The sequence below is a fragment of the Advenella sp. S44 genome, assembly GCF_002810445.1.
In the GTDB taxonomy this organism is placed as follows: Bacteria; Pseudomonadota; Gammaproteobacteria; order Burkholderiales; family Burkholderiaceae_B; genus Advenella.
In genome coordinates this window covers 53,232-70,783 of the sequence record NZ_NEXS01000005.1, presented here as the reverse complement: position 1 = coordinate 70,783, position 17,552 = coordinate 53,232, and the positions used below count along the sequence as shown (strand labels likewise).

Below are 17,552 nucleotides of genomic sequence, written 5' to 3'. Positions count from 1 at the left end.
GACATAGCACGAAGATGATATCAAATTCGGCTATTTTTTCCTAATTCACACAAAATTGTATCAAAAATTTTCAGGGAACAAATAACTGAAATTGCGGGATCGTGTGGCCGGAAATATCCAGGTAAATATTGCAAGTGCGTGGTTATTGCGCATGAGAGTGGGCCGGAGCGATAAAATATGGCTTTCCTGTTCAGGCAATTATCATTTACTCCGGTTTTTATTGTGTCAGACACTCAACATCATTACCAGATTGCATACGGCTGTGCCGCCTTGACTCCGTTTCAGAAAGAGCGATTGCTTGCCGCGCTTGCCCAGGCCGGATTGCCTGTGCAAGACGTTTCGGCCCGTTACGAGCACCATATTTTTACCGACGGCGCCATGCCGCAGGAAGAACAGCAGCGACTGGCCCAGCTGCTTAATTACGGCACTGCGCAGGCCAATACACCCGCTGCGGATGCATTGGTATTACGGGTGCTGCCGCGGCTGGGAACATTATCGCCGTGGGCCAGCAAAGCAACCGATATCGTTCACAATTGCGGATTGTCCAGCGTGCGGCGCATCGAGCGCGGCATTGAATACCAGTTCGTTTCGAAAAAAGGACTGCTGGGCGCCAAAAAACTCACGCAAGAGCAGCATTCGCAAATCGCGGCGCTGATTCATGATCGAATGACCGAAAGCGTGGTGAATGCAGCATTTGACGCTTCTGTTCTTATGCAAACCTTGCCCGGAAAACCGTTGGCACAAATTCCTGTTCAGGCGCGCGGCCGACAGGCGCTGGACGAGGCTAATGCCAGCCTGGGCCTGGCGTTGTCCCCGGTAGAAATAGACTATCTGCTCGCCTCATTCAGCGAAATGGGACGCGACCCCACCGATGTGGAGCTCATGATGTTTGCGCAGGCAAACAGCGAACATTGCCGCCATAAAATCTTCAATGCCAGCTGGGAAATCGACGGCCAGAAAAAAGAAGACACACTGTTCGGCATGATCCGCAAGACGCACGCGGCACAACCGAAGGGCACGGTGGTTGCGTATTCCGATAACGCAGCGGTCATGGAGGGTGGCCAGGCGAGTCGCTTCTTTGCCGGTTTCGACGCCAACGGTCCCGATGCAGCCGTTCCCAAATATGGCAGCCATGCGCGCTTGACCCATACGCTAATGAAAGTGGAAACGCACAATCATCCAACGGCGATCGCGCCGTTTCCAGGCGCGGCGACCGGAGCCGGCGGTGAAATTCGCGACGAAGGCGCAACTGGACGCGGTTCCAAGCCGAAAGCCGGTCTGACCGGATTTACCGTATCCAATCTGAACCTGCCAGATATTGCCGAAACGCGCGAAAAGCAACCCTACGGCCTGCCAGACCGGATTGCCAGTCCGCTGGATATCATGATCGAAGGGCCCATTGGTGGTGCGGCCTTCAATAATGAGTTCGGCAGACCGAATCTGCTTGGGTATTTCCGTACCTTTGAGCAGACGGTCGACGGCGTGCGCTGGGGATATCACAAGCCCATTATGATTGCGGGTGGTCTGGGCAGTATTGATGCAGCGCTGACGCATAAAGACGTCATTCCAGGGCAGGCGCTACTGATTCAGCTTGGCGGGCCTGGTATGCGTATCGGCATGGGAGGCAGTGCGGCGTCGTCCATGAGCGCCGGCGCCAATACCGCGCAGCTGGATTTTGATTCTGTGCAGCGTGGAAATCCGGAGCTTGAGCGTCGTGCCCAGGAAGTGATTGATCGCTGCTGGCAACTCAAAGAAAGCAACCCCATTATAGCCATCCATGACGTCGGAGCAGGCGGACTGTCAAACGCCTTTCCCGAGCTGGTCAACGACGCCGGCCGCGGTGCCATTTTCGATCTGCAACGAGTTCACCTGGAAGAGTCAGGGCTGTCGGCGGCTGAAATTTGGAGCAACGAAGCGCAGGAACGCTACGTGCTGGCCATTCTGCCGGAAGATTTGCCCCGCTTTGAATCGATTGCTGCGCGCGAGCGCTGCCCGTTTGCCGTCGTTGGTGTAACCACCACGGAACGCCACTTGAAAGTTTCCGACGGCCAGGGCTTGCCCGGATTTACTGACGCTCAGGCGTCGTTGCCAGTCAATGGGCCTGCGCCTGTCGATGTTCCCATGGATGTCATCCTGGGTAAGCTGCCTCGCATGAAGCGTCAGGCCGAGCATAAATCCCGCCAGCTGACACCCATGGATGTGACCGGCCTGGATTTGGTCGCTATTAGCCTGCAGGTGATGCGTCATCCGACTGTGGCTAATAAATCCTTTCTTATTACCATCGGCGATCGTACCGTAGGTGGCTTGTGTTCACGCGACCAGATGGTCGGCCCATGGCAGGTGCCCGTGGCCGACTGCGCCGTCACGCTGGCCGATTACGAATCGGTTCGCGGCGAAGCCATGGCAATGGGTGAGCGCACGCCGCTAGCCATTGGCAATGCGCCTGCCTCGGGCCGAATGGCTGTGGCCGAAGCGCTCACCAATCTGGCTGCGGCCGATGTGGCGGCACTGGAAGACATCAAGTTGTCGGCCAACTGGATGGCCGCTTGCGGCTTCGAAGGCCAGGATGCCGACCTGTTCGATACCGTCGATGCCGTGTCTACACTATGCCAGAGTATCGGCCTGTCGATTCCGGTGGGCAAAGATTCCTTGTCCATGCGTACGCGCTGGGACGAGCAGGGCGAGGCCCGGGAAGTGGTGGCGCCGGTTTCGCTGGTCGTAACCGCTTTTGCCCCAGTCGCTGACGTGCGCAAAACGGTGATCCCGCAATTGGTCACAGACCAAGGTGAAACCACACTGATTTTGTTGGATCTGGGACAGGGACGACAGCGCCTGGCAGGTTCTGTGTTGTCAAATGTAATTGATCAATACGGATCTGAGACTCCCGATGTTGACGATCCGGCCATGCTCAAAACTTTCTTTCTAACGATTCGCTCGCTGGTAGAGCAAGGCCTGATACTGGCCTATCACGATCGTTCGGACGGCGGATTGCTGGCTACCGTGGCTGAAATGGCGTTTGCCGGTCATGTGGGTGTTTCCATCAATCTGGATATGCTGACGTTTGACGAAGCGTCTGCCGATTGGGGAGACTATAAAATTCGCCCGGAACAGGTGGCAGTGCAGCGAGATGAATTGACGGTCAAGGCCTTGTTCAATGAAGAGGCGGGCGCCGTTATCCAGGTGCGTGCCGAACAGCGCGACCAAGTGCTACAGGCGCTGCGTGAAGCGGGGCTGTCTCGTATCTCAAATGTAATTGGCGCGCCCAATGCGTCGGATCAGATTGAGTTCTATCGGGATGGCCGTCGTATTTTCGGTCTGGACCGGGTTGAGCTTGGCAAGGCCTGGAGCCAGGTCACATATGAAATCATGAAGCGGCGCGATAACCCGGCCAGTGCGCTGGCAGAGTTCAATACTTGGGATGAGCGCGACGATCCCGGGTTGAACGCCGTTATTGGTTTCAACCCGCAAGAGCAGATTGCTGCACCCTATATTGCGAGTGGCATTCGCCCAAAAATTGCCATTCTGCGAGAGCAGGGTTGTAACAGTCAGGTGGAAATGGCTTGGGCCTTTGATAAATCCGGGTTTGACGCCTATGACGTGCACATGACGGATCTATTGTCCGGCCGCACATCCCTAAATGACTACCAGGGCATGGTGGCCGTGGGCGGTTTCAGCTACGGCGATGTGCTGGGGGCCGGTGAAGGCTGGGCGCGCACGATCCGGTTCAATCCGGCGTTGTCGGCGCAATTGGCCGCCTTTTTTGCACGACCCGACGTGTTTGCGCTTGGTGTTTGCAACGGGTGCCAGATGCTGGCGACCCTGGCCGACATGATTCCGGGCGCGCAGGACTGGCCGCGATTTACTTATAACCAGTCCGCCAAGTACGAAGCGCGCCTGAGCCTTGTCGAAGTGGCCGATTCTCCCTCGATCTTTTTCAAGGATATGCAGGGCAGCCGGTTACCGATTGCCGTGGCGCACGGCGAAGGCTTCGCCGATTTTGGCCTGCAGGGCAATATTAACTCGGCTCACACGACGTTGCGTTATGTATCGAACGCCGGGTTTGTGACCGAAGCATATCCGGCCAACCCTAATGGCAGCCCGCAGGGTATTGCTTCTGTCACTACGGCCGACGGTCGGTTCACTATTATGATGCCGCATCCGGAAAGGGTGACGCGCAATGTCATGATGTCCTGGCATCCCGAGCGTTGGGGCGACAAGGATGACGGGGGCGATTACACGCCGTGGATGCGGATGTTTATGAACGCCCGTGTGGCTATGGGGTAATCAAACCGCTTGCGCGTCGGTAATATTTCCCCCTGAGCGCGCAACCCGGTTGATTCAATCCGGGCGCAAGCGTATAATTTTGCTTTGCGCCCGGAGTTATTTCATGCGTCTTATTCAAAAAGCGCTTACCTTTGACGATGTTCTTCTGGTACCAGCGTACTCAAATGTGTTGCCGCGCGACACCTCTCTCAAAACCAAAATTAGTCGTAATATCACACTGAATATTCCGTTGGTGTCTGCCGCCATGGATACAGTGACTGAAGCGCGCCTGGCCATTGCAATGGCCCAGGAAGGCGGAATCGGTATCATCCACAAGAATATGACAGCTGATGAGCAGGCCGCCGAAGTGGCCCGCGTCAAGCGTCACGAATTCGGTATTGTGATTGATCCGGTTTCTGTCACGTCCGATATGAAAGTGCGCGACGCCATTGCTCTTCAGAAAAAACATGGTATTTCCGGCTTGCCGGTGGTAGATAACGGAAAACTAGTTGGTATTGTTACCAATCGCGATCTGCGTTTCGAAGACCGGCTCGATGTCCCTCTGACATCTGTGATGACGCCCAAAGAGCGCCTGATCACCATGCACGAAGGTGGCACGCTCGCCGAAGCCCAGGCATTGATGCACAAATACCGCCTGGAGCGCGTATTGATCGTCAATGACGAGTTCGAGCTGCGTGGCTTGGCTACCGTCAAGGATATAGTCAAGAATACGGAACATCCCAACGCAAGCAAAGACGAATTCGGTCAATTGCGTGTGGGAGCAGCCGTTGGCGTGGGCGAGGGCACCGAAGAGCGCGTACGTAAACTGGCTGCAGCCGATGTTGATGTCATCATTGTCGATACGGCTCACGGCCACTCGCAGGGTGTGCTTGATCGCATACGCTGGGTGAAAGAAAATTTCCCGGAAATTGACGTAATCGGCGGCAACATTGCCACTGCCGAGGCAGCCAAGGCGCTGGTAGAGGCCGGGGCAGACGGCGTCAAGGTCGGCATCGGCCCAGGTTCAATTTGCACCACGCGTGTTGTTGCAGGTGTTGGCGTGCCTCAGATTACCGCCATTTCCGATGTTGCCAAGGCACTGGAAGGTACCGGCGTACCACTCATTGCCGATGGCGGTATCCGCTATTCCGGCGACGTGTCCAAGGCATTGGTTGCCGGGGCGTTTGCCTGCATGATGGGCGGCATGTTCGCCGGCACTGAAGAAGCGCCTGGCGAAGTCGTGTTATTCCAGGGCCGTTCCTATAAGTCTTATCGTGGCATGGGTAGCCTTGGGGCTATGGAACAGGGGTCTGCCGACCGTTATTTCCAGGACCCGGCAAACAACGCCGACAAACTGGTGCCTGAAGGGATCGAAGGTCGCGTGCCATACAAAGGCAGCGTATTGGCGATTATTTATCAGCTGGTAGGAGGCATCCGCGCCTCTATGGGTTATTGTGGCTGCGCCACAATTGATGATATGCGTACTGTGCCGCAGTTTGTGGAAATTACGTCTGCTGGCGTGCGTGAATCGCATGTGCATGATGTGCAAATTACCAAAGAGGCGCCGAACTACCGCGCCGACTAAGCACATCATTTCCGCATACCAATTCGGTACTTAAACACCGAACTTAAACCCGGCCCTGCTTATTGCTGTGTCGGGTTTTTTACGACATAAACAAAACGTCACGCTAATGCAAGCCCTGATAAAGCATCAGTATCGTAAGGCATTGCGCGGATCAGATTATATGGCAAGGCTTGACACGAATGTCAGAACATTACACAGCGCTGCGCTGATGCCAGACCATGCCAAAGCGTTACATTACTGCCCAACAGTCAAAAGCGCCGCCCTGATGACAGAAAGTGTAAAGGACCAGAGCACGTCAAAAGACTCTGTGAAGCCCTCATAGAGAGGACAGGCTCAGTAGCTTGTCGGCAACCAGTGCAGGCGCCATCAGCGGAGCGGAATGCGAGCAGCCCAGCTCCTGCCAGAACCAGTCCGGTTGAGTTTGCACCCAGGTGTGTGTGGCCGCAACTGGCTTATAGGCGGGTGCGGTGCAGGCCAGATAAATTTTCTTTACCCCTGCGCCAATCGGGGCATTTAGCGAAAGCGCGCTGGCATATGTATTGATTGGGTGCGGTGTTAGCTTTGCTCTTGCAGCAGTGTACTGGTCGGTATCGGCGGGCACGCCCAAATGAATCGGATCGGGAGCGGGAATGCCATAGCCATGATGGGTCTGGGCCGACGCCGTCAGTGCATCGACCACCTTATCGGGCAAGGTGTCGAACGTAGACTGGTCAGCGGGCAGCACGAAGGCATCCAGGTATATCAGGCGGTCCAGGCGATGCCCGATACGATCGGCAACCCCGGTGATGACCAAGCCGGCAAAACTGTGGCCAACAAGAATCACATTGGCGAGTGCGTCGGGGTTACCGGTGCCACCGGTTTGCTTGATGACGCTGGGTCTTGCCTCAGAGGGGTCCGAATTCGGTTCAATCGCGTTCGTCTTATTACAGTCGTCATCGTCGGACGAGACTGCAGGCACCCAGTTGCCAGGCTGATTGCCGTCGTTTGGAGCCAGGGCAGGGGCCGACAGCGGTCGCAATATTGCGGTTTCAATATCATCAATGAACGTGTTCAGGGTGATCGATAAAGAGAGTTCGGCTGCGCGATCGCCCAGGCCGGTCAACGTCGGGGTGTACACGGTATGCCCTAGACCGCGTAGATGTCTTGCGACTTCGTCCCAGACCCAGGCGCCATGCCAGGCGCCATGGACCAGCATGAAGACTTTGGGTGCGCAAGCCGGGGCGGCAAAAGACGGATTCTGATTGCTTTTCATTGATACTGGACCTTTGGTGTAAGAACAAAAATAGCACATAAAAAGAAATCCCGGCCTGGCATGCCTGCCCGGGCCGGTGCCGCCGGGCAGCGAGTATCCGGTCGGCGGCGACGTCTGCTGAACCGGTTGGCGGTCACATCTTGTCCGCAGTCGGGTTTTGGCACGGTTTTGAGCCTGGCAGCCATTATAATGTCGTCTTCCAATTTCTTTTCTTTTGTCCTCAGGCGGATATAGCACATGCATCAGCGGATTCTGATTCTCGATTACGGTTCACAGGTTACCCAACTTATTGCGCGGCGTGTGCGCGAAGCCGGGGTTTTTTGTGAAATTCACCCCGGCGATGTCGATGCGGCTTTTCTTGCAGAACAGCAAGGCTTGGGGCTCAAGGGCGTCATTTTGTCGGGCAGTCATTCGTCTGCCTACGACGAGGCGTCGCTCAAAGTGCCGCCGCAGGTGTTCGCGCTGGGCGTGCCGGTGCTGGGCATCTGCTATGGCATGCAGGCCATGGCGTCGCAGCTGGGTGGCAAAGTTAGCTGGTCTGATCATCGTGAATTTGGCTACGCAGAGGTGCGCGCGCATGGCCATACTGCACTGCTCAAGGACATTGCCGATTTTGTTACACCCGAAGGCCATGGCATGCTCAAGGTCTGGATGAGTCATGGCGATAAGGTCACCGACCTGCCCGAAGGCTTTGTTCTGATGGCATCCACGCCTTCCTGCCCCATAGCCGGCATGGCCGACGAGTCCCGTCATTTTTATGGTGTGCAATTTCACCCTGAGGTCACCCATACAACGCAGGGCCGTGCAATGCTAAACCGCTTTGTCAATGACATTTGTGGTTGCAGCAACGACTGGAATATGCCTGACTACGTCGAAGAAGCGGTCGCGCGCATCCGCGAGCAAGTCGGCACCGACGACGTGATCCTGGGGTTGTCAGGCGGCGTAGACTCTTCAGTAGCGGCGGCCTTGATTCATAAAGCTATCGGCGATCAGCTCACTTGTGTTTTTGTTGATCATGGACTGCTCCGGCTGAATGAGGCCGAGCAGGTCATGACGATTTTTGGCGAACATCTGGGCGTCAATGTGATTCATGTGGATGCCACAGACGCCTTCATGAGCAAGCTGGCCGGAGAAAGCGATCCGGAAAAAAAGCGCAAGATTATTGGCGGGGAATTCGTGGAAGTGTTCCAGAATGAGGCGGGCAAACGTAAAAGCGCGCGCTGGCTGGCTCAGGGCACCATCTATCCCGATGTTATTGAATCTGCCGGCGCCAAAACCGGCAAGGCCGTTGCCATCAAGTCGCATCATAATGTAGGCGGATTGCCCGAGACACTGAATCTGCAATTGCTGGAACCGCTGCGCGAGCTGTTCAAGGATGAGGTTCGGGAACTGGGCCTGGCACTGGGCCTGCCGCATCATATGGTGTACCGCCATCCATTTCCAGGTCCTGGCCTGGGCGTGCGCATACTGGGCGAAGTCAAGAAAGAATACGCCGATTTACTGCGCAAGGCGGATGCAATCTTTATTGAGGAGCTGCGCAATACGACCGATGAGGAATCCGGCAAGTCCTGGTACGACCTGACGTCTCAGGCCTTTGCCGTGTTCCTGCCCGTCAAGTCGGTGGGTGTTATGGGTGACGGCCGCACCTATGATTATGTGGTGGCGTTGCGGGCCGTGCAAACATCCGATTTCATGACTGCCGACTGGGCGCAGCTGCCATACTCGCTGCTGGCTCGCGTATCTTCCCGGATTATCAACGAAGTGCGCGGCATCAATCGCGTGGTTTATGATGTGTCCAGCAAACCACCGGCGACGATTGAGTGGGAATAAGGCTGTTTTCTAACGAGTTGATTCTGTTGGATAACATAAATGCCATTGATGATGTCTTTTACATTGTCAATGGCATTTTTTATGGTGTATAAGGAGCGTGCTATAGCAATATGCTCCGATACCATGAGGGGAGTTGGGCAAGCGGCAGGTCACGCGGCGGATCAAGCACTGCAAGCTGGATGCCATCATTTCCGTTGGCTGTCGGGTCAACTCCGGCCGTGCCACGCGCGTTCGCCAGTGGGCGACGCGCGTGCTGCATGAGTCCCTGACCCAGGACTACAACCTGAACGAACATCGCTTGGCTCAGGAGGGGCTGACGGTATTGACCCTGCTGAGCACACTCGCATCCCGCGTCAAAGATTCGCGGCAGTTGACTCAACGATAGATCTGAACCAGCGTTGTGCAGGGCTGGCGTCGCTGCGTCGATGCCAGATCAGGTCAAAAGTGACATCGGGGAGTGTCATCGGCGGGGGAAACAGGGCGAGCGTGCTGCCGGCAGAGGAACCAAGCGCAACTCGCTTCATGACAGTGGCGGTCATATTTGTTCGCGCCACAACAGCCGGGGCGGCAAACATCTGCGGCAGTGTCAGGGCAAGTACGCGCCTCTTGCCTTGTTGTGCAAGCGCCCGGTCAACAAGACCGTGGCGCTCGCCCTCGGGAGATACCAGGACATGAGCTAGCGCGAAATAAGTCTTCATGGTCATTGCACGCCTGGCCGCAGGATGATCGCTGGCGACGATCACGACGTTGCCGTCTGCACTGACCAATTACGCCTGCTGCTCTTCAATGGGCTTTGCAGCACGGAACTCGCGCTGGTCGGGTCGCGCATCAATTTACCCGAGCCTGGGTTGGGCAAAGAATGACGGATGGGTTGGATTAGTAGACGACTGGTCGGTTTTGCGGTAAACTTGCTGTTATGAAAAAACCAGTACAAGAAATGCGCCAACACATCCTGAATATTGCCCGCTCGCTAATGACCGAAAAAGGCTATACCGCTGTGGGTCTGGCCGAGGTAGTAAAGATGGCGAACGTGCCCAAGGGGTCATTCTATTACTACTTCAAATCGAAGGAAGAATTTGGACAAGCCTTGCTACAGGAATACTTCTCCGAATACCTGATCACGGTTGACTCAATGCTCAATGGGGACGGGACGGCGGCGCAGCGGCTAACGCGATACTTTGAGTATTGGGCACGCACTCAAGGTTCGGACCTGCCCGACGGCAAGTGTCTGGTTGTTAAACTGGGACCGGAAGTGTGCGATCTATCTGAAGATATGCGCGTCGTTCTGAAGAACGGAACCGATACCATCATAGAACGTATTACCGCTTGCGTAGAACAGGGTCAGCGTGAGGGTTCCATCCAGGCCGACACTGCGGCCGCCACGCTGGGCCAATCCCTGTATCAGCTTTGGTTGGGAGCCTCGCTACTTGCCAAGCTCAACAAAAATGACGTCCCGTTTGATACCGCACTGATCAACACCCAACGTCTTCTGTCGTGACAGATTTTTTTTATTGATTAAATAGACGACTGGTCAACTAAATTGGAGTTATTTATGGCGAACACCGACATCCGAACGGATTTATTCGCACCCACCACAATGGGTGCTCTTGAGCTTAGCAATCGTATTGCCATGGCGCCGCTTACCCGCAGCCGCTACGGTGAAGACGGAATTCCCGGTCAGTTGCATGCCACTTATTATGCCCAACGCGCCGGCGCCGGCCTGATTGTTGCCGAGGCCACCAACATTTCGGCGCAAGGACGCGGCTATGCGGCCACGCCGGGTATCTGGAACGAGCAGCAGGTGGCCGGATGGAAGATCGTCACCGACGCGGTGCACGCCGCAGGCGGCAAAATTATCAGCCAGCTGTGGCATGTCGGCCGATTCTCCAGCTCCCAGTTGCAGCCTGACGGCGCGGCGCCAGTTGCGCCATCAGCGATCAAGGCCGAAGGCCAGACCTATACCACGGAAGGCTTCGTGCCGGTGTCGGTGCCGCGTGCTCTGGAGACTGAGGAAATTGCCGGCATCATTGAGCAGTACGAGTATGCAGCCGAAAACGCCAAACGGGCGGGTTTTGATGGCGTCGAGGTCCATTCGGCCAACAGCTATCTGCTGGATCAGTTTATACGGGATTCAACCAATCAGCGCAGCGACCGGTACGGCGGTTCCATCGAAAATCGTACGCGCCTGACACTGGAGGTGACTGAAGCCGTGGTCAAGATTTGGGGCGGCGACCGGGTGGGCATTCGGCTGTCACCCGTGACGCCAGACGCCGGCAACACACCAATCGACAGCGACGTCATGGCCACCTATGGTTACCTGATCCAGAAACTGAACCGATTCAAGCTGGCCTATTTGCACTTCGTAGAAGGCGCGACCGGCGGCACACGCGAGCTACCGGATGGCGTGAGCCTGGATGCGCTACGCGCCTTATTCGACGGCCCCTATATCGGCAACAACAGCTACGACCTTGCGCTGGCGATTGAGCGTCGCGCGCAAGGGAAGATCGACGCAGTGGCCTTTGGGCGGCCGTTTATCGCCAATCCCGATTTGGTCGAGCGCTTGCGCAGCGGTATTGAGCTGGCCGTTGCACCGCGCGAGGCCTACTACGGCGGCGGGGCCAAAGGCTACACCGACTGGCCTACAGCCGTCAGCTAGTTCAGGTTAGTAGAACGCCTTTTACCAGCACCATCATCGTTTCGCACTCGTTAGCGTGCGGATTCGATTCAAGCCAGCGCAAAAGCCTGGCTATCCATTTTTATTACTGCAGGAGTTGTGTGATGTCTAAACCCACTTACGTTCAGGAATACAAAGCAATTGTCGAGGTCCTGAATCAGTACAACGAAGGCGGCAAGCAGGCTAAAAGCAGCCTCATGAAGCCCGCGTTCAGCGAACAAGCTACCATTTTCGGTCTTGATAGCGAGAACAAATTGAGTGGTGGCCCCATTCAGATTCTGTACGATACCATCGACAATTCATTCCGTCCTTCACCTGAAGCGCAAGGCGTTATAGTCAGCATTGACATCGTCGGCAACATCGCAAATGCCCGCATCGACACCAATGATATCTCGGGCTTCTGCTTTACCGACTTCTTCAATCTGATCAAGGCAGAGGGAAAATGGGTTGTGGTCAACAAGATTTACCATATGCACTGCGCTGAATAAGCATGACTCGTCTTGGGGCACTTCGATAAATAGTGACGGCCAGCGGGGCTGTCACTCCGGGCCCGAGGCAGATAGGGATAGTTCATGACGATAATTCCCATATTATCAAGGTATTTTTTAATGGTGCGTGGAGGATGCCGTCTCACAATGGCGCCAATTCCGTCTGCGGATCAGAAATGCTCGCAGGATGTCGGTAACCATTGATGATTGTGCCGGCCGGTCTTGGCCTTCGCGTCAATATTGTTGCAATGGCATACGTACTCACGCGTCAGTCAGATATGAAGAAGTAGGCCAGCGTATTCTGCCCTTACTTTTAATGTGGTGCCTGGACCACCGCAGGCCGAATACGCGGATGACGCTGGAACAAGACTGCCACCGGCACGCCGATTACGATCACCATGTTGCAGAATGAATATATTGCCGCCTCTATACCCCAGTGGTCGGCAATCCAGCCTATTCCCATCATGGGGATCATGCTGCCGACGTAACCGGCGACCAGGTAAGTGGCCAGCAGTCCGGATCGATTACCGGGCCCTGCCAGGCGTGTGATCATGCTCATGCCGGCAAGCATGGTCATGCCGTGCCCGCTTGCAGTGAGCAACACGCCAAGTGCAAACAAGGTGGCTGAACTGGTCCACAAATTCAGGATCAGAAGCGCGTTGCTAAGCGCCAGGGCCAGTGTTCCTATCGCGCCGCACCAGTCAGTACGCATTCTTGCGGCAATGACCTGGACGGCGGCCGAAGAAAACAGGATCAAGGCAATGGAGGTGCCGCTGACGACCGGGCCGTCCCACGGCACCAGTTTGCCCAGGAACAGCGGCGCCATGGACGCATAGAGGCCAAAAACACCGAAGGCAAGAAAGGGCAGGCAGCAGGTGAGCACAAATGCCCCGGACGCGCTTGAGTCGGGCCAGGTCAGCTTGGGCAAAATATCGTTCAGCGCCAGTGGCGGTCCCGCCTTGGGTTTAATGGTATCGGGCAGCGTCAGGCAGCACAACACGATTAAGCCGAGGCTACCCAGGATCAGCGTGGGAACATAGGTCAGCGTCAAGGGTGCAGGCGTCCATTGTCCGATAATGCCACCGACCAACGGCCCCAGGCCAAAGCCAAACGCCATCAAAAAGCCGGTCATCATGGCCACGCGCTGTACGTTGCCGTGGCGTGACAATTTAGACAGCCCCAGGGTTGCGCTGGTGGTTACCATGCTAGAGGCAACGCCCACGATAAACCGCCCGATATTCAGGCTGGTCATGTTCCAGGCGATCAGGCTGATGGCTGTCCCGAGCAGCACCAACGCCAGGCCTGTCTGCATCATCGGGCGAAAACCGACGCGATCAGGCAGGCGCCCCAGAAACAACAAGCCGGACAGTGCACCGCCCATGTACATCACGTAAATCAGCGAGATATCACTGGTTTGCAGTTGCCACGCTTCTTTATAGAGCGCGTACAGGGGGCTGATGAGCGCTGTGCCCATCACACCGACAATCATGGCAAAACTCACCCAGGCAAAGGGCGATATCTTCAATTTCATTTTTTAACCGTCTGTTTTTTGGCGCATGAGAAGCCGATGCAAGGGAAGGGCCATTGAGGCGTCATTCGTTTACTTATTGCCGGACTCAAGCCGGTCCGAGATTTTTTCCAGGGCTCGGCGGGTAACGTGTATTTCATCGGCGGACAGATCGGCCAGTATGGTTTGTTCGATTTGCATACTTTTTTCCAGAATCAGGGCCGCTACCTTGCGACCGGCCAACGTCAATGCAATGCACTTGGTACGACGGTCGGCCGGATCGGTATCCCATTGCACCAAGTGCGCGTTTTGCAATTGCGCCAGCACGCGCACCAGGGATGAAGAGTCCAGATACAATGCCTGGGCCAAGTCTTTCTGTCGCATGGCTTTGTCTTGCACGTACAGCACCAGCAGCGGCATGCGCGTAGCATCCGAGAGGCCAAGATCCTTGAAATTCAAATCGATCTGGCGGCGCCACTGCCTGTATACGCTGCCTAGCAGAAAGCCAAAGCGGCTACGGCTTTGGCAGGGCTCAAGCAAGGAATGGCTGCGGACTGGCGATTTAGTTTGCATACAAAGTAATTTTACTACGGGTTTACCCTTAAAACAAGAAATATCAGCAAACCGTAGCCTGATAAAACATTTTTCACCAATCCCGCCGGCTTTTCCTTAGTGTTTACGTGTATAGCCGGATAAAATGCACGCATGTCGATCAACGCAGCAACCGTCGCGAGAATATGCAAACCACCCCGTTGAATCACGCGCAGTTCATGGCGCTGGCGCTGGAACAGGCGCAAATGGCCTACGCACTGGGCGAGGTGCCGGTTGGCGCCGTTGCCGTCGATTCGCTCGGGGAAGTACTCGGAAACGGGTACAATAGAACGATTATCGACCGCGACCCCACTGCGCACGCTGAAATTATTGCCTTGCGCCAGTGTGGCAAATATCTGGATAATTACCGGCTGCCTGGCATTACTCTGTACGTTACACTAGAGCCTTGCATTATGTGTATGGGCGCCATTACGCACGCCAGAGTAAGCAGGGTGGTATACGGTGCGGCAGATCCGAAAACCGGCGCCTGCGGCAGCGTGATTGCAGTGCCGGACAATAAACAGATCAATCATCACACCGCCATTGTGTCGGGGGTGTTGAAAACAGAGTGCGGCCAGTTGCTTCGCCGCTTTTTTCAGGAACGCAGGAAATCGTCACCATGAGCAATGCTTCTTCCCATGGCAAAAAGGAAAGTATTAAAGAGCAGTTGAACGACGCGCAGATTCTGTTCGATGAGGCCGATGACGTGGCGTATCAGCCTGTGCGCTATACGAAAAAACTGCAGGTCTATACCATGTCGCCGTCCGGCTACGTGCAGGATCCTCAAGTGCTCAAGCGCGCGATCAAGAACTTGAAAAAATCCAGTGTCAAAGTCACGGTCGACAAGGCTGCGCTAAGCCAGGATATGCGATTCGGCGGAAATGATGAAGATCGGATCGCCGCCATCGCCCGAGCTGCCAAGCATGAAAGTGACATTGTTATGCCCACCCGGGGCGGTTATGGTTTAAGCCGTCTATTGCATCGCATAGATTGGAAACTGCTGGAGCGTAATCCGAAGCGTTATGTCGGATTCAGCGACTTTACCGCCTTCAATCTGGCTTTGCTGGCTAAAACCGGCATGAGCAGTTATACCGGTCCGAACCTGCTCGATTTTGGCAAGGAAACGGTTGACGAGCTGACGTATGACATTTTCCTGGAAGTCATGCACGGTGAACTGGAAATTCTCAGTTTCGAGTCCGAAGGCTCTGATGCGGTCGATACCCGTGGCACGCTATGGGGCGGCAATCTTGCCATGGTGGCGTCCCTGGTTGGTACACCGTATCTGCCGAAGATCAAAAATGGCATTTTGTTCCTCGAAGATGTTGGCGAATACCCCTTCAGGGTCGAGCGCATGCTGACGCAACTGTTGCATGCCGGTGTTCTGGCCAGACAGAAGGCCATTGTGCTGGGGCACTTTACCGAGTACAAGCTCAGCGCCCAGGACAAAGGCTTCGATATGCCAGAGGTGGTACGGTGGTTGCGGGCAAATACGGGGATACCGGTAGTATACGGCCTGCCTTACGGCCACGGCGATGTGCGTGTCACGCTGCCCATTGGCAAGAAGATTGGCGTGGCCACTGAAGCGGGTATGGCCTATCTGGTGATTGACGAACATGATCACGATCACCGCCACCACGATCATCAACATTGATAATCCGCAAGCCGCTCACACGGTGCAGGCAAGACAAGGACAACGCGTTCGGCAGTTATGAACGCGTTTGGCATTTTTTATAACTCCATTCAAGGCATTAAATACAGTCGTGATTTCAACCGCTAATCTAACCATTCAGTTCGGCCCCAAGCCTCTTTTCGAAAACGTCAGCGTCAAATTCGGGGGTGGCAATCGCTACGGCCTGATCGGTGCGAACGGTTCGGGAAAATCCACATTCATGAAAATCATCGGTGGCGACCTGGAGGCGTCTTCGGGCAATGTCTCGCTGGATCCGGGGGTCAGGCTAGGTAAATTGCGTCAGGATCAGTTCGCTTTTGAAGACATGAGGGTGCTGGACGTTGTGATGATGGGCCACGAGGAAATGTGGCAGGCCATGCATGAACGCGATGCTATTTATGCAAACCTGGAAGCGACCGACGACGATTACATGCATGCGGCAGAACTGGAGGCCAAGTTTGCCGAATATGACGGATATACGGCAGAAGCGCGTGCCGGCGAGCTGTTGCTTGGTCTTGATATCCCGGTAGAGCAGCATACCCAGCCCATGCGCGAAATCGCACCGGGATGGAAATTGCGTGTTCTGCTGGCGCAGGCGCTTTTTTCCAATCCGGATGTGCTGCTGCTGGACGAGCCAACCAATAACCTGGATATCAACACGATCCGGTGGCTTGAGGGCGTACTCAATGGCTATCAAAGCACCATGATCATTATCAGCCACGACCGGCACTTTCTGAACCAGGTGTGCACCCATATGGCTGATCTGGATTACGGAGAAATTCGTCTCTACCCAGGCACATATGATGATTACATGCTTGCTTCTACCCAGGCGCGCCAGCGTCTGGTGTCAGACAATGCGAAGGCCAAGGAGCGGGTTGCCGAGCTGCAGGACTTTGTGCGTCGCTTTTCCGCGAACAAATCCAAATCGCGTCAGGCGACTTCGCGCCTGAAGCAGATCGACCGTATCAAGTCTGAAGCGGTTGAAGTCAAGCCGTCGTCGCGCCAGAATCCATATATCCGCTTTGAACAGACCAAGCCGCTGCATCGTCTGGCTGTGACGGTGGACAAGGTAAGCAAGGCTTACGACAACCCGGTTATCACGAATTTTTCGGCAATGATAGAAGCCGGACAGAAAATTGCTATCATCGGGGCCAACGGTGTGGGCAAAACGACGCTGTTGCGTCTGTTTGCCCAGGATCTGGCGCCCGATAGCGGGTCGGTCAAGTGGTCGGAAAATGCCGACATCGGCTATATGCCGCAAGACGTGTCCGAAGACTTCAAACAACATATCAACGTGTTTGACTGGATGGGCGAGCATCGTAAACCGGGAGACGAGGATCAGGCTATCCGCTCGGTGTTGGGCCGCCTGCTGTTCTCGGCAGATGATATTGTCAAAGATGTGCCAGTGCTTTCAGGCGGCGAAAAAAATCGCATGACATTTGGCCGGCTGATGCTGGGTCGGCATAATGTATTGCTGATGGATGAGCCGACAAACCACCTGGATATGGAGTCGATCGAGTCGTTGCAATTTGCGTTGGAAAAATATGCCGGCACGCTCATATTCGTATCACACGACCGGGAATTCGTGTCGGGACTGGCAACGCGCATCATTGAAATCATGCCTGACGGCACCTTGCATGATTATCACGGCGGTTACGACGATTACCTCAATTCGCGTGGTATCGAGCAGTAG

General features: G+C 55.3%; 15 protein-coding genes. 11 read left to right on the top strand and 4 right to left on the bottom strand.

The genetic code is table 11. The features are described 5' to 3' along the window. Positions 1-222: 222 nt before the first annotated feature. Positions 223-4,284 carry a phosphoribosylformylglycinamidine synthase gene (gene purL, locus CAP48_RS11930; RefSeq protein ID WP_242444471.1) on the top strand — a complete coding sequence of 1,354 codons (4,062 nt, stop codon included), beginning with the start codon at positions 223-225 and terminating at the stop codon, positions 4,282-4,284. 103 nt (positions 4,285-4,387) lie between these two features. Beyond that, positions 4,388-5,848 carry an IMP dehydrogenase gene (gene guaB / locus CAP48_RS11925; protein WP_100696987.1) on the top strand — a complete coding sequence of 487 codons (1,461 nt, stop codon included), beginning with the start codon at positions 4,388-4,390 and terminating at the stop codon, positions 5,846-5,848. A gap of 316 nt (positions 5,849-6,164) precedes the next feature. Here the strand turns inward: guaB and CAP48_RS11920 are convergent, their stop codons facing one another. Beyond that, positions 6,165-7,100, bottom strand: coding sequence for an alpha/beta hydrolase (locus CAP48_RS11920; RefSeq protein ID WP_100697183.1), 936 nt, complete (start codon positions 7,098-7,100; stop codon positions 6,165-6,167). Between the two features lie 237 nt (positions 7,101-7,337). Between CAP48_RS11920 and guaA the strand changes: the two genes are divergently transcribed. Next, a complete protein-coding gene (guaA, locus tag CAP48_RS11915) occupies positions 7,338-8,930 on the top strand; it encodes a glutamine-hydrolyzing GMP synthase (protein WP_100696985.1) in 1,593 nt (530 codons plus the stop codon). Between the two features lie 133 nt (positions 8,931-9,063). Then, a complete protein-coding gene (gene rhuM, locus CAP48_RS11910) occupies positions 9,064-9,315 on the top strand; it encodes a RhuM family protein (protein WP_100696983.1) in 252 nt (83 codons plus the stop codon). Here the strand turns inward: rhuM and CAP48_RS11905 are convergent. Next, a complete protein-coding gene (locus tag CAP48_RS11905) occupies positions 9,284-9,697 on the bottom strand; it encodes a LysR substrate-binding domain-containing protein (protein ID WP_242444470.1) in 414 nt (137 codons plus the stop codon). The two genes, rhuM and CAP48_RS11905, sit on opposite strands and share 32 nt — an antisense overlap. Here CAP48_RS11905 and CAP48_RS20635 point away from each other — a divergent pair. The 4 genes from CAP48_RS20635 (at position 9,697) to CAP48_RS11890 (ending at position 12,092) form a co-directional block, all read left to right on the top strand. After that, positions 9,697-9,810, top strand: coding sequence for a DUF815 domain-containing protein (locus tag CAP48_RS20635; RefSeq protein WP_153045697.1), 114 nt, complete (start codon positions 9,697-9,699; stop codon positions 9,808-9,810). The two genes, CAP48_RS11905 and CAP48_RS20635, sit on opposite strands and share 1 nt — an antisense overlap. Before the next feature lie 36 nt (positions 9,811-9,846). Beyond that, a complete protein-coding gene (locus CAP48_RS11900; protein WP_100696981.1) occupies positions 9,847-10,428 on the top strand; it encodes a TetR/AcrR family transcriptional regulator in 582 nt (193 codons plus the stop codon). 54 nt (positions 10,429-10,482) lie between these two features. Then, positions 10,483-11,586: an alkene reductase gene (locus tag CAP48_RS11895; protein WP_100696979.1), complete on the top strand. Its 1,104-nt coding sequence runs from the start codon at positions 10,483-10,485 to the stop codon at positions 11,584-11,586. A 122-nt stretch (positions 11,587-11,708) separates the two neighbouring features. Next, positions 11,709-12,092 (top strand): nuclear transport factor 2 family protein, encoded by a 384-nt coding sequence (locus tag CAP48_RS11890; RefSeq protein ID WP_100696977.1) that lies wholly within the window; start codon positions 11,709-11,711, stop codon positions 12,090-12,092. A gap of 313 nt (positions 12,093-12,405) precedes the next feature. Here CAP48_RS11890 and CAP48_RS11885 read toward each other — a convergent pair whose 3' ends face one another. Beyond that, positions 12,406-13,623, bottom strand: coding sequence for an MFS transporter (locus CAP48_RS11885; protein ID WP_100696975.1), 1,218 nt, complete (start codon positions 13,621-13,623; stop codon positions 12,406-12,408). Between the two features lie 69 nt (positions 13,624-13,692). Continuing rightward, entirely contained in the window at positions 13,693-14,172 is a 480-nt protein-coding gene (locus CAP48_RS11880) for a MarR family winged helix-turn-helix transcriptional regulator (protein ID WP_242444469.1), read from the bottom strand. A gap of 164 nt (positions 14,173-14,336) precedes the next feature. Between CAP48_RS11880 and tadA the strand changes: the two genes are divergently transcribed. From tadA to CAP48_RS11865, 3 genes are all read left to right on the top strand, one after another. After that, positions 14,337-14,813: a tRNA adenosine(34) deaminase TadA gene (tadA, locus tag CAP48_RS11875; RefSeq protein WP_100696973.1), complete on the top strand. Its 477-nt coding sequence runs from the start codon at positions 14,337-14,339 to the stop codon at positions 14,811-14,813. Beyond that, complete coding sequence (locus CAP48_RS11870; RefSeq protein WP_100696971.1) at positions 14,810-15,841, top strand: LD-carboxypeptidase; 1,032 nt, start codon at positions 14,810-14,812, stop codon at positions 15,839-15,841. Before tadA ends, CAP48_RS11870 begins: the two co-directional genes overlap by 4 nt. A 109-nt stretch (positions 15,842-15,950) precedes the next feature. Beyond that, positions 15,951-17,552 carry an ABC-F family ATPase gene (locus CAP48_RS11865; RefSeq protein ID WP_100696969.1) on the top strand — a complete coding sequence of 534 codons (1,602 nt, stop codon included), beginning with the start codon at positions 15,951-15,953 and terminating at the stop codon, positions 17,550-17,552.

What these genes read in the sequence shown, in the direction of transcription:
- CAP48_RS11880 (WP_242444469.1), bottom strand. Translation starts at nt 14,172, where the DNA reads ATGCAAACTAAATCGCCAGTCCGCAGCCATTCCTTGCTTGAGCCCTGC.
- guaB (WP_100696987.1), top strand. Translation starts at nt 4,388, where the DNA reads ATGCGTCTTATTCAAAAAGCGCTTACCTTTGACGATGTTCTTCTGGTA.
- guaA (WP_100696985.1), top strand. Translation starts at nt 7,338, where the DNA reads ATGCATCAGCGGATTCTGATTCTCGATTACGGTTCACAGGTTACCCAA.
- CAP48_RS11895 (WP_100696979.1), top strand. Translation starts at nt 10,483, where the DNA reads ATGGCGAACACCGACATCCGAACGGATTTATTCGCACCCACCACAATG.
- CAP48_RS11890 (WP_100696977.1), top strand. Translation starts at nt 11,709, where the DNA reads ATGTCTAAACCCACTTACGTTCAGGAATACAAAGCAATTGTCGAGGTC.
- CAP48_RS11920 (WP_100697183.1), bottom strand. Translation starts at nt 7,100, where the DNA reads ATGAAAAGCAATCAGAATCCGTCTTTTGCCGCCCCGGCTTGCGCACCC.
- CAP48_RS11885 (WP_100696975.1), bottom strand. Translation starts at nt 13,623, where the DNA reads ATGAAATTGAAGATATCGCCCTTTGCCTGGGTGAGTTTTGCCATGATT.
- CAP48_RS11900 (WP_100696981.1), top strand. Translation starts at nt 9,847, where the DNA reads ATGAAAAAACCAGTACAAGAAATGCGCCAACACATCCTGAATATTGCC.
- tadA (WP_100696973.1), top strand. Translation starts at nt 14,337, where the DNA reads ATGCAAACCACCCCGTTGAATCACGCGCAGTTCATGGCGCTGGCGCTG.
- CAP48_RS11870 (WP_100696971.1), top strand. Translation starts at nt 14,810, where the DNA reads ATGAGCAATGCTTCTTCCCATGGCAAAAAGGAAAGTATTAAAGAGCAG.